Consider the following 12,540-nt stretch of genomic DNA (forward strand, 5'->3'; position numbering starts at 1 on the left):
GCTGGCGCATCGCGGGGGGGCTGCTATGATGGCCTCATTAAAACTACAAGCCAACAACGCCATGCCAGACCCTGCCGTGGGCGAACAGCCCGTTGAGGCCTTGATCGATACCCTGCCGGAGGCGGAGGCGCTACTGGCTTTTTTTTCCCACCTGGACGACACCGACCCCCTGCTGCGGCTGGTGATTGCCGCGTCGCTGGCCGGCATTTCGATCTTGTTGTTGTTGCTTGCCCGCCTGCTGATCAGCCGGCGCCTGCACTTTCTGGAAGAGCTTCCAAGTGGCCGATTCAAGGCCCTGCGCTGGCAGGCGCAGGACCTGGTGTCCGCCGAGGAGATGAAGCACTTCTGGCTGAATGTCTGGCGCGGGGTCAGCTGGCTGCTGTCGCTGGTACTGGGCGTCGCCGCCCTGATTGGGGTTCTGCTGACCTCGGACTGGACCATGTCCCTGGCGGTGCAGTTGATATTGCTGGTCTATCACGCCCTGGAGTACGTGTGGACGGGCTTTGTGTCCTACCTGCCCAATCTGGTGACGATCGCGGTCATCCTGGTGGTGGCGCGCTACACCATCCGCATCATCGGCCTGGTGTTCGACGGCATCGCCGGGCGCCGGATTCACATCCGCAATTTCTACCCCGAATGGGCCCACACCAGCTTCGGCCTGATCCGCCTGCTGATCTACGCCCTTACCGCGGTGATTATTTTTCCCTACCTGCCGGGGTCCAGCTCCCCGGCCTTTCAGGGCATCTCGATCTTCGTCGGGGTGCTGGTGTCGCTCGGTTCCACCACCGCGGTGGCGAACGTGGTGGCGGGGGTGGTCCTTACCTACACCCGCGCCTTCCAGGTGGGCGACCAGGTCACGGTGTCGGATGTCCGCGGCCGGGTGGTGGAGCGCAGCACGTTCGTCACCCGCATCCAGACCCTGAAAAACGTGATCGTGTCCATTCCGAATTCCATGGTGCTGAACAACAACGTCATCAACTACAGCAAGAACATGGGGCAGACCGGCCTGCTGGTCCACAGCTGTATCAGCATCGGCTACGACGTGCCCTGGCAGACCGTCAACGAGCTATTGATTAGCGCCGCCCGGCGCACCAGGGACATTTCGAGCCATCCGGAACCCTTCGTGCTACAGGTGTCCCTGGAAGACAATTACGTGGTGTACGAAGTGAATGGCTGGACCCGCAAGTCCGGGGAGCTTCCGCGCATCTACTCCGAGCTGCACGCCAATATCCTGGACGAGTTCCACGGCCATAAGATCGAGATCACCTCGCCGGCCTATCGCGCGGTGCGCGACGGCAATGCCCCGGCAATCGCTTCGGTGATTGTGCCGGACGAGCCGGAGCAGGACGGTGGGCAGCAGCCCGCCTAGTGCTGCTGCGGGGAAGACTTTCGATTGGAAAGACGGCTACCTATGTGGTCAGAATAGACCCATTGGGAAATGGTGCCGGCAATAGGAGTTGAACCTACGACCTTCGCATTACGAATGCGCTGCTCTACCAACTGAGCTATGCCGGCATGGGCGCGAAGTTTACCGCACTGTACACCGGCGTCAATCACCTGCCCCGTTTTCCGCCGCGAACCGCCACCGCTTCCCAATCCACCACACTCCGCAAATTGGGGGCGGCGCTGGGTCGGGGCGCAGGCATGACGGAAAATGCTCATGGCCTGTTACCGCAAGGGGAGTATCCTTCGACCAAGGTAGGGTGGCTAGTGCCCCCGAGGCCTGTTTTACTGCCCCGGTCGGTCCCGACGGGGCCTTAGGAGATGCTAACCACCATGACTGCGCAGTACGAATCGGCCCGGCGCGAGTTCGCCTGGGACCGCCCGGATCACTATAATTTTGCCCGCGATACCGTCGACCGGCTGGCGCGGGAACGGCCCGGCCAGCGGGCCATGCTCTGGGTTGACGACAGCGGCACCGAGCGTGAGCTGGACTTCAACCACTTCAGCGAACGCTCGTCGCGAGTCGCCAATATGCTGGCCGCGGCGGGCGTCCGCCGGGGTGATCGCGTCGTTGTGCTGCTTACCAGGCAGGTGGCCTGGTGGGAGGTGGTTACGGCCTGCCTGAAGATGGGCGCGGTGGCGGCGCCGGGCACCACGCAATTGTCGGCCAAGGATATCGCCTACCGTGTCGGTGCCGCCGAGGCGGTCTGCGTGGTTACCGATGCCTCCTGCGCCGACAAGGTCGATGCCGTGGCCGCAGACTGCGACACCCTGCACAGCCGTATCCTGGTGGGCGGGGCGCGCGAGGGTTGGATTGACTACGATGGCGCGAGCGTCTCGGCATCCGCGGCGTTCACCCCGGTCGACACCGCCGCCGAAGAGGATGCCCTGTGTTACTTCACCTCGGGAACCACCGGTTACCCGAAGATGTGCATTCACAATCACCTCTACGCCCTGGGGCATGAAACCACCGGGCGCTACTGGCTGGACCTCTCGGACGATGACCTGCACTGGAACATCAGTGACACCGGCTGGGCCAAGGCGGCCTGGAGCAGCTATTTCGCACCCTGGTTGCGCGGGGCGGCGCTGTTCGTGCACCACACCTCCGGCTTCGACCCGGCTGCCAGCCTGGCGATGTTCGGGCGCTATCCCATTACCTCCTTCTGCGGCGCGCCGACGGTCTACCGGATGTTTGTACAGCAGCCGTTGGCGGACTATGCCTTTGACAAGTTGCGCAGCTGCGTGGGCGCCGGCGAGCCCCTCAACCCGGAAGTGATCGAGCGCTGGCGGCGGGCCACGGGCCTGACCATTCGCGACGGCTATGGCCAGACCGAAACCACCCTGCTGTGCGGCAACATGCTGGACGTCGCGGCCCGGCCCGGGTCGATGGGCAAGCCGTCGCCGGGTATCGAGCTGGCGGTGATCGACGATGCCGGTAATCCCCTGCCCCCGGGTGCCGAGGGCGACGTCGCGGTGCGGGTGAAGCCGGCGCCGCCGCTGGGCCTGTTCAAGGAGTACCGGGGGCAACCGGAAAAAACCGCGGCCTGCTTCCGCGGCGACTGGTACATCACCGGTGATCGCGCGCGTTGTGACGAGGACGGTTACTTCTGGTTTGTCAGTCGCGCCGACGATGTGATTCTCTCCGCCGGTTACCGTATCGGCCCCTTCGAGGTAGAGAGCGCGCTGCTGGAACATCCGGCGGTGATCGAGTCGGCCGTGGTGGCCAGCCCCGATCCGGACCGGGGCGAAGTGGTGAAGGCCTTTATCGTGCTGGCTGGCGGCTATGAAGCGGGGCCCGAGCTGGAACGGGAGATCAAGGATCACGTCAAGCGGGTGACCGCGCCCTACAAGTATCCGCGTAAAATTGCTTTTGTGGAGGAACTGCCCAAGACTGTCAGCGGCAAGATCCGTCGCGTGGAGTTGCGCGACGCCGAATGGAGGGAATAACCGTGAGCAAGGCCGAACCGTCACGTCCCAGCGCGGCCGAGGGGCCCCGCGACCAGCCGCTTCTTGAGGAAACCATTGGCGTCTGCCTCGAGCGCATCGCGCGACGGTACCCCGACCAGCTGGCCCTGGTGGTGCGCCACCAGGGGGTGCGCTGGAGCTATCGGGAATACCTGCGGGAGGTGGACCGCCTGGCCACCGGGCTGTTGGCCCTGGGCGTCGAGCCCGGGGACCGGGTGGGCATCTGGGCGCCAAACTGTGTGGAGTGGTGCCTGACCCAGTTCGCCACTGCGCGTATCGGCGCGATCATGGTGTGCATCAATCCCGCCTACCGGGTGCACGAGCTGGAGTACGCGTTGAACAAGGTGCAGTGCCGGGCGCTGGTCACCGCCGAGCGCTTCAAGTCCAGCGAGTACCTGGAGATGCTCTACAAGCTGGCGCCGGAGATGCGCGACGCCGATGCGGGCTCGCGAGTGGATTGCGCGCGCCTGCCGCACCTGGAGGTCGTGGTGCGCATGGGCGCCGAACCCTCGCCCGGTATGTTTAATTTCGATGGGGTCTGCGCCATGGGCGGCGAGGATCACTACCGCGAGCTGGAAGCCATCGCCGGCCGCCTGTCGCCGGACGACCCCATTAACATCCAGTTCACCAGCGGCACTACCGGCAACCCCAAGGGCGCCACCCTGAGCCACCGCAATATCCTCAATAATGGCAAGGTGGTCGGCGACGGCATGTTGCTCACTTCCGCAGACCGGCTGTGTATCCCGGTGCCGCTGTATCACTGCTTTGGCATGGTAATGAGCAACCTGGCCTGCGTGACCCACGGCAGCGCCGCGGTGTTCCCTGCCGAGGCCTTCGAGCCGGAGGCGACCCTGGCGGCGGTGGAGGCGGAAGCCTGTACCGCGCTGCACGGGGTGCCCACGATGTTTATCGCCGAATTGGACTGCCCCAATTTCGGGCGGTATGACCTGTCGTCGCTGCGCACGGGCATCATGGCCGGGGCGCCCTGCCCGGTGGAAGTGATGAAGCAGGTCATCGGGCGCATGCACATGAGCGACATCCTGATCGCCTACGGCCAGACCGAAACCAGTCCGGTGAACCACATGACCGCGGTGGACGACCCCCTCGACAAGCGGGTCAATACCGTGGGCCGCGCGGGGCCTCACCTGGAAGTGAAGCTGGTGGGGGAGGACGGCGCGGTGGTGCCGCGGGGAGAGCGCGGCGAGATATGTACCCGGGGTTATTCGGTGATGCGCTACTACTGGGACGACGACGCCCGCACCCGGGAGACCATCGACGCCGAGGGCTGGCTACATTCGGGTGATCTGGGGGTGATGGATGACGATGGCTATGTCGACATTGTCGGCCGCATCAAGGACATGATCATCCGCGGGGGTGAGAATATCTATCCCCGGGAAATCGAGGAGTTTCTCTATACCCTGCCACAGGTCCAGGATGCCCAGGTGTTCGGTATCCCCGATGAAAAATACGGCGAACAGGTTTGCGCCTGGATTCACCTGAAGGAGGGCGAGAGTCTCACCGAGGAGGAGGTGCTGGCGCATTGCCGCGACCGCATCGCCCATTTCAAGGTGCCGGCGGTGCTGCGTTTCGTGGATGAGTTCCCGATGACGGTGACCGGCAAGATACAGAAATTCCGCATGCGCGAGCAGATGCTGGACGAGTTGTCCCGCCACGATAACAGCGCATGACAGAACCGCTCCCGGTATGGATGGCGCCGGGAGCCTCCGTTGGAGCTTTCGCGAATGCTGTCTGCGAGCCGCTGGTGGCAGCCTCTCAGGCTGTATTGAACTCGCTGCTCATCAGTTTGCGCACCACTTCGGCCCGCTCGCGGGGCGGCATGGCCACGACCTGGGATACCAACTGGCCCATCTCCGCCGGGAAGGTGACTTCGTCCTGTCCCCGCGCCAGGCCCTCGACGATGAGTCGTCCGGCCTCATCCACCGCGATCGCCGAGGAGGAATCGAAGGCGTTGCCGGCGATCATCTCGGTGGCGACGAAGCCCGGGTAGATTCCGGTGACGCCGATCGGCGTATGCAGCAACTCCGCCCGCAGGCCGTCGATTAGCATTCGCGCTCCCGCCTTGCTGGCGTTGTAGGCGTGCTCATAGGGGCAGCCGGCGTAGGAGCCCAGGCTGGAGACTACCGCAAAACGCCCCGCGCCCCGCTCGAGCAGGCGGGGCAGCAGGCGCGCGGCGAACACGTAGTTGGCGGTGAGGTTGGTGTCGATCTGCTGCCGGGCGATGCGCCAGTCAAAGGACTCGATGCGCTGCGGCCGGTCCAGTCCGGCGTTGAGAATAACCAGGTCGATATCGGGATGGGCGTCGCAGATGTCCCCGAGCAGGGAGTCCAGCGCCTCAAAGTCAGTGACATCGATGTAGTAGGGGCTGATCGGCGCGGAGTCACCCAGGCTCTCGATCACCCCCTCCAGCGGTTCCCGGGAGCGGTTGAGGGCGACCAGCTCGATTGATCGTGCCGACAATTCACGGGCGACGGCCGCGCCGATGCCGCGGCCGCACCCGGTAACCAGTGCTTTGTTGAAGTTTTCCATCGTGCCTGCCTGCTATCGCTCGGTGATTCACCCGGCCAGACAGTATAGGCACTTGCTTGCATTGAAAATGTCGGCTCCCGGACAGAGCCCGGGTTTTCGGCCGGGGGCGCGGTGGCGGCGGTACTTTACTGCGCGTCCAGCGCCTGGCCGTGCACGCCGGCGCTGTCCGCTCCCATCAGGTAGAGATAGACGGGCATGATGTCCTCCGCCGAGGGGTTGTCGGTGGGGTTTTCCGCCGGGTAGGCCGAGCGGCGCATGGCGGTGTTGGTGGCGCCGGGATTGAGGCTGTTCACGCGTACCCGGGAGGTGTTTTCCAGCTCCGCCGCCAGTACCTGCATCAGGCCTTCGGTGGCGAACTTGGATACCGCGTAGGCGCCCCAGTAGGCCTTGCCGCGCCGGCCGACACCGGAAGAGGTGAAGACGATCGAGGCGGTCGGCGCCGCCTGCAGCAGCGGCAGCAGGTGGCGGGTGAGCAGGAACTGGGCGTTCACGTTGACCTGCATCACTTCCTGCCAGGCCTTGTAGGTGGCGCTCTCGATGGGGCGTCGCTCGCCCAGCACGCTGGCGTTGTGCAGCAGGCCGTCCAGGTGGCCGAAGTTCTCCTCCAGGGCCGCGGCCAGCTCGCGGCATTGCTCCTCGCCGGCGGTGGCGAGATCCATTGGAAAAATGGCGGGCTGGGGATGGCCGGCGGCTTCGATGGCGTCGTAGACCGCTTCCAGCTTCTCGACGGTGCGCCCCAGCAGGATGACCGTAGCGCCGTGGGCGGCGTAAGCCTGGGCCGCGACGCGGCCAATGCCGTCGCCGGCGCCGGTGACCAGGATGTGCTTGCCCGCCAGCAGGTCGGGCCGCGCCCGGTATTCCCGGGGATTGATGGTGCTGCTCATGTCTGTGGTCCTTGCGGATAGGGCGGGTTCAGAGAATCAGCGCTTGCAGGTCGCCGCTGCGTGCGACGCTCTGGTGCGCGCCCCAGCTGGCCGGGTCGTCGCCCGGCTCAATATAGCCGTAGAGGGCGGCGATGGTGTGCATGCCGGCCCGGCGCCCGGCCTCGATGTCCCGGCGGTGGTCGCCAACGTAGATGGCCCCCGCGGGGCTACAGTCCAGCTGCCGGCAGTTCAGGTACAGCGATTCCGGGTGGGGCTTGCGCTGGGCCACGTCGTCGGGGCACACCACGCTGCCGGCGGCGGGCCGAATGGCGAGGGCCTCCAGCAGGGGCGCGGTGTAGGCCCGGGGTTTGTTGGTGGAGATGCCCCAGCCGATGCCGCGCTCGGCCAGCGCGCCCAGCAACTCGGTAATGCCGGGATAGGGCGCGGCGGTGGTGCCCAGCACCTCGCTGTACAGTGCCAGCAAGCGCTGGCGCCGGTCCTCGAATTCCGGGGCGTCCTCGGTGATGTCCAGGGCCAGGGCCACCAGCGCGCGGGCACCGTTGGACACCGAGGCGCGGATGCGGTCCTCGGGCAGCGGTCCCAGGCCGTGCTCGGCGCGCAGGGCCTGCACCACCACCACGAATTCGCTGGCGGTGTCGATGAGGGTGCCGTCGAGGTCGAAGATAACGGCTTGGAGAGGGTGTTTGCGGGCCATCATGCGGGTTTCTCCGCGCGCACCATGTAGTTCACCGTTACGTCGGTGGGGTGCAGTTTGTAGCGCTTGCTGAGGGGGTTGTAGGTGAGCCCCGTCATCTCCCGGAGCTGCAGGCCGGCGTCGCGTATCCAGCCGGCCAGCTCCGAGGGTTTGATGAACTTGTTGTATTCGTGGGTGCCGGTGGGCAGGAGCTTGAGGATGTACTCCGCGCCGACGATGGCGAAGGCGAAGGCCTTGGGGTTGCGGTTGATGGTCGAGAAATACAGGTTGCCCCCGGGGGCGGCCAGTTCGGCGCAGGCGGACACCACCGAGGCCGGGTCCGGTACGTGTTCGAGCATTTCCAGGCAGCAGACGACGTCGAAACCGCCGGGCTGCTCCGCGGCCAGGGTTTCGGCGGTGCACTGGCGGTAGTCCACCTCGACCCCGGACTCCAGCTGGTGGATGCGCGCCACCGCGAGCGGCGCCTCCCCCATGTCGATGCCGGTCACCTTTGCTCCGCGCTGGGCCATGGCCTCGGCGAGAATGCCGCCGCCGCAGCCCACATCCACCAGGCGCTTGCCCGCCACCGGCGACAGTTCGTCGATGAAGTTCGCCCGCAGCGGATTGATCTCGTGCAGGGGGCGGAATTCGCTGTCGCGATCCCACCAGCGCGAGGCCAGGGCCTCGAACTTGGCGATTTCCTGGGGGTCGACGTTTCTGTCGCTAGCGTTGTCGGTAGGGCTATCGACAGTGTCGGCGCCGTCGGCGGTCGTGCTCTCGCTCATCATGCGGTGGTCCTGTGTCCGGCAATGGCGCCCTGCCAGCGGGTAACCCGGGCATTGAGGGCGCGCGTGTCAATGGTGGTGAGCTGGCGCTCGGCCAGCAGGGGGCGGCCGGCCACCCAGCTGTGGGTGACCTGGCTGCCGTTGCAGGCGTAGACCAGCTGTGACAGCGGGTTGTACACCGGTTGGGTCTCGGGGCCGCCGAGGTCCACCGCGATGAGGTCCGCCTGCTTGCCCGCTTCCAGGCTGCCGATGCGGTCGTCGAGGCCCAGCGCCCGGGCGCCGCCCAGGGTGGCCATGTGTAGGGCCGACGCGGCGGGCAGGGCGGTGGCGTCGCCGCTGCGCAGCTTGGCGAGCAGGGCGGCGGTGTGCATCTCAAGGAACATGTTGAGCCCGTTGTTGCTGGCCGCCCCGTCGGTGCCCAGGCCCAGGTTGACCCCGGCGGCCTGCAACCTGTCCACCGGGCAGGAGCCCGAGGCTAGCTTCATGTTCGACTGCGGGCAGTGGATCACATGGGCGCCGCTTGCCGCCAGCAGGGCGATGTCCTGCTCCCCCAGGTCGGTCATGTGCACGCACTGGGTGCGCGGGCCCAGCAGGCCCAGGCGTTGCAGGCTGTCGATGGGGCGCTCGCCGCGCTCCTCCACCGCCTGCAGTACCTCGCCGGCGGTTTCGTGCAAGTGGATTTGCACCGGCAGGTCCAGTTCCGCCGCCAGGGTGGCGACCCGTTCGAGGTCCGGCTCCGGCACGGTATAGGTGGCGTGGGGGCCGAACACCACGGTGATGCGCTCGCGGTGCTTGAGCTCGTCCCGCAGCGCCAGCCCCTTGCTGATGCATTCCCGGGCGTCGCGGGCCCAGGCGGTCTGGAAACCGATAATGGGAATCGCCAGCTGGCAGCGCATGCCACTGGACTGCACCACCCGGGCGGTGGCCTCGGGAAAGAAATACATGTCGCTGAAGGTGGTGGTGCCGCCGCGAATCATCTCCGCCACTGCCAGCTCCGCGCCATCGGCCACGAACTGTTCGCTGACATGGGCCGCTTCCGCCGGCCAGATGTCCTCCTGCAGCCAGGGCATCAGGGACCGGTCGTCGGCAAAGCCGCGCAGCAGGCTCATCGCGGCGTGGCCGTGGGCATTGACCAGGCCCGGCAGCACCGCGTGATCCGGCAGTTCCAGCTCCCGATCGGCCTGCCAGTGGCGGGTTTCCTCCCGGGGCAGCAGGGCGGCGATATGCTCGCCGCGGATGGCGAGGCTGTAGCCGGTGAGCACCTCCCCGGCGGGATTCACCGGGATGATCCATCCGGGATGGATGAGGGTGTCCACGGTTTCGGCAGGCGGCGACATCGGTGCGGGTTTCCTGGCTGTAGTCGGGCTGGGTCGGCACGGTCTGTTCAAAATACGATCAATCGCGGCGGCCTTCTCGGCGCCGCTTCAGTACGCGCGCCAGTATAACCGCAAAAGGCCCCCGGCTGCCCGAACGGCGGCCAAAATCGGCAAAAGCATGGCGGCAGTTCCGCTTCTTCCGTATAATCGGCGGTTTGTGTCGAGGCGCGTGCGGCTCGTTTTATAGGCGAGTGGTTTGCTCTAGATGCGTGCGGCTTCGCCTTGGGGGCAGGCCCACATTCGCTGTAATCCCGCCTCGGGCGAACAATAAGGCCCCCTGCTTTCGCTGAAGGAATTCGCAGTAAATGGGTGAGTTAGCCAAAGAAATCCTGCCCGTCAATATTGAAGACGAGCTGAAACAGTCGTACCTCGACTATGCCATGAGCGTGATCGTCGGGCGCGCCCTGCCGGATGTGCGCGACGGCCTCAAACCCGTGCATCGCCGGGTGCTGTTCGCCATGAACGAGCTGAACAACGACTGGAACAAGGCCTACAAGAAATCGGCCCGCGTGGTCGGTGACGTGATCGGTAAATACCACCCCCACGGCGACTCCGCGGTGTACGACACCATCGTGCGCATGGCCCAGCCCTTCTCCCTGCGCTACATGCTGGTGGATGGCCAGGGCAACTTCGGTTCCATCGACGGCGACAACGCCGCGGCCATGCGCTACACCGAAATCCGCATGCGCAAGATCTCCCACGCCATGCTGGCGGATCTCGACAAGGAGACGGTGGACTTCGTCGATAACTACGACGGTACCGAGCGCATCCCCGAGGTGCTGCCCACGCGGGTGCCCAACCTGCTGGTCAATGGCTCCTCCGGCATCGCGGTGGGCATGGCCACCAATATCCCGCCGCACAACCTCCGGGAGGTGGTCAGCGGCTGCCTGGCCCTGCTGGGCAACCCCGAGTTGACCGTGGATGAGCTGATGGAGCACATCCCGGGCCCCGACTTCCCCACCGGCGCCATCATCAACGGCCGCGCCGGCATCATCCAGGCCTACCGCACCGGCCGCGGTCGCATCTACGTGCGCGCCCGGGCCGAGGTGATCACGGACGAGAAAAGGGGCCGTGACATCATCATCGTGCACGAGATTCCCTACCAGCTGAACAAGGCGCGCCTGATTGAGCGCATTGCCGAGCTGGTCAAGGAGAAGAAGATCGAGGGCATCACCGAGCTGCGCGACGAGTCCGACAAGGACGGCCTGCGCGTGGTCATTGAGCTGCGCCGCGGCGAGATCGGCGACGTGGTGCTCAACAATCTTTACGCCCAGACCCAGCTGCAATCGGTGTTCGGCATCAATATGGTGGCGCTGGTGGACGGCCAGCCCAAGGTGCTCAACCTCAAGCAGGTGCTGGAAGCCTTTATCCGCCACCGCCGCGAGGTGGTGACCCGGCGCACGGTCTACCTGCTGCGCAAGGCGCGGGAGCGCGGCCATATCCTCGAGGGCCTGGCGATCGCCCTGGCCAATATCGACCCGGTAATCGAGTTGATCAAGGCCTCGCCGAGCTCGGCGGAAGCCAAGGAGCAGCTGATAGCCCGTTCCTGGGCGCCGGGCGACGTCAACGCCATGCTGGAGCGCGCCGGCGACGACGCCTGCCGTCCCGAGGACCTGGAGCCCCACTACGGCCTGCGCGACGGGCAGTACTACCTGTCGCCGGCCCAGGCCCAGGCCATCCTCGATCTGCGCCTGCACCGCCTCACCGGCCTGGAGCACGAAAAGCTGCTCAACGAGTACCAGGAGAAACTGGCGGAGATCGCCGACTACCTGGAGATCCTGGCCGATCCGGACCGCCTGAAGCTGGTGATCCGCGAGGAGCTGGAAGAGATCGTCACCGAGTACGGCGACGACCGCCTCACCGAGATCACCGCCTCCCAGCACGACCTGACCGTGGAGGATCTGATCACCGAGGAAGACCGGGTGGTGACCATCTCCCACGGCGGCTACGCCAAGACCCAGCCGCTGTCGGACTACCAGGCCCAGCGCCGCGGCGGTACCGGCAAGTCGGCCCTGGCGGTGAAGGACGAGGACTTCGTCGAGCACCTGCTGATCGCCAGCACCCACGCCAATATTCTGTGTTTTTCCAACCTGGGCAAGGTGTACTGGCTCAAGGTCTACCAGATCCCGCTGGCGGGGCGTAACTCCCGCGGCCGGCCGATGGTCAACCTGCTGCCGCTGGAAGACGGCGAGCGGGTCACCTCCATCCTGCCGGTGCATGAATACACCGAGGGCTATTACATCTTCATGGCTACCGCCAACGGCACCGTGAAGAAGACTTCGCTGCCGGACTTCTCCCGCCCCCGCAGCGTGGGCCTGCGCGCCCTGGAGCTGGAAGAGGGCGACGTACTGGTGGGCACCGCGATTACCGACGGCCAGAGCGACGTGATGCTGTTTTCCACCGAGGGCAAGGCGGTGCGCTTCAGCGAGAACGACGTGCGCGCCATGGGCCGCACCGCCCGCGGCGTGCGCGGTATCCGCCTGGGCGAGGGCCACAAGATGATTTCGCTGATCATCCCGCAGGAGGGCGGCCGCGTGCTGACCGCCTCCGAGCACGGCTACGGCAAGCGCACCGACGTCACCGAGTTCCCCACCAAGGGGCGCGGCACCAAGGGCCTGATCGCCATGGCCACCACCGAGCGCAACGGTCGCATGGTGGGGGCGGTGCAGGTCTTCGACGGCGACGAGCTGATGCTGATTTCCAACATGGGCACGCTGGTGCGCACCCGCGCGGACGAAGTGTCCGTGCTGGGCCGCAACACCCAGGGCGTGCGCGTGATCCGCACCCGGGACGGCGAGTTCCTGGTGGGGGTCGAGCGGATTGAAGAGCCGGAGGAAGAGCCGGCGATCGAAGGGGACGAGGAATAG

9 protein-coding genes and 1 tRNA gene are annotated in these 12,540 nt (G+C 65.9%); 4 read left to right on the plus strand and 6 right to left on the minus strand.

The features are described from left to right. The first annotated feature begins 61 nt into the window (after positions 1–61). Positions 62–1,369 carry a mechanosensitive ion channel family protein gene (locus tag JYP50_RS20145; RefSeq protein ID WP_206562366.1) on the plus strand — a complete coding sequence of 436 codons (1,308 nt, stop codon included), beginning with the start codon at positions 62–64 and terminating at the stop codon, positions 1,367–1,369. 70 nt (positions 1,370–1,439) lie between these two features. Here the strand turns inward: JYP50_RS20145 and JYP50_RS20150 are convergent. Then, positions 1,440–1,515, minus strand: a tRNA-Thr gene (locus tag JYP50_RS20150). 261 nt (positions 1,516–1,776) lie between these two features. On the opposite strand from JYP50_RS20150, the gene JYP50_RS20155 reads away from it, so the two are divergent. Both JYP50_RS20155 and JYP50_RS20160 read left to right on the plus strand, forming a co-directional pair. Continuing rightward, positions 1,777–3,390: an AMP-binding protein gene (locus JYP50_RS20155; RefSeq protein WP_206562367.1), complete on the plus strand. Its 1,614-nt coding sequence runs from the start codon at positions 1,777–1,779 to the stop codon at positions 3,388–3,390. Between the two features lie 2 nt (positions 3,391–3,392). After that, positions 3,393–5,096, plus strand: a complete 1,704-nt coding sequence (locus JYP50_RS20160) for an AMP-binding protein (protein ID WP_347136882.1) — start codon at positions 3,393–3,395, stop codon at positions 5,094–5,096. A gap of 85 nt (positions 5,097–5,181) precedes the next feature. On the opposite strand, the gene JYP50_RS20165 is transcribed toward JYP50_RS20160, so the two are convergent. The 5 genes from JYP50_RS20165 to JYP50_RS20185 all read right to left on the minus strand — a co-directional run bounded on the left by JYP50_RS20165 (position 5,182) and on the right by JYP50_RS20185 (position 9,634). Then, entirely contained in the window at positions 5,182–5,955 is a 774-nt protein-coding gene (locus JYP50_RS20165; RefSeq protein WP_206562369.1) for an SDR family NAD(P)-dependent oxidoreductase, read from the minus strand. 125 nt (positions 5,956–6,080) lie between these two features. Continuing rightward, positions 6,081–6,839, minus strand: a complete 759-nt coding sequence (locus tag JYP50_RS20170) for a YciK family oxidoreductase (protein WP_206562370.1) — start codon at positions 6,837–6,839, stop codon at positions 6,081–6,083. Between the two features lie 28 nt (positions 6,840–6,867). Continuing rightward, positions 6,868–7,536 carry an HAD-IA family hydrolase gene (locus tag JYP50_RS20175; RefSeq protein WP_241263370.1) on the minus strand — a complete coding sequence of 223 codons (669 nt, stop codon included), beginning with the start codon at positions 7,534–7,536 and terminating at the stop codon, positions 6,868–6,870. Next, a complete protein-coding gene (gene ubiG / locus JYP50_RS20180) occupies positions 7,533–8,297 on the minus strand; it encodes a bifunctional 2-polyprenyl-6-hydroxyphenol methylase/3-demethylubiquinol 3-O-methyltransferase UbiG (RefSeq protein ID WP_206562398.1) in 765 nt (254 codons plus the stop codon). Before ubiG ends, JYP50_RS20175 begins: the two co-directional genes overlap by 4 nt. Next, positions 8,297–9,634 carry a TRZ/ATZ family hydrolase gene (locus JYP50_RS20185; RefSeq protein ID WP_206562371.1) on the minus strand — a complete coding sequence of 446 codons (1,338 nt, stop codon included), beginning with the start codon at positions 9,632–9,634 and terminating at the stop codon, positions 8,297–8,299. The genes ubiG and JYP50_RS20185 overlap by 1 nt, the downstream gene beginning before the upstream one ends. 344 nt (positions 9,635–9,978) lie before the next feature. Here JYP50_RS20185 and gyrA point away from each other — a divergent pair, with 344 nt between their 5' ends. After that, positions 9,979–12,540: a DNA gyrase subunit A gene (gene gyrA, locus JYP50_RS20190; protein WP_206562372.1), complete on the plus strand. Its 2,562-nt coding sequence runs from the start codon at positions 9,979–9,981 to the stop codon at positions 12,538–12,540.

This window comes from Parahaliea mediterranea (genome assembly GCF_017255185.1).
Lineage (GTDB): Bacteria > Pseudomonadota > Gammaproteobacteria > Pseudomonadales > Halieaceae > JAFKCZ01.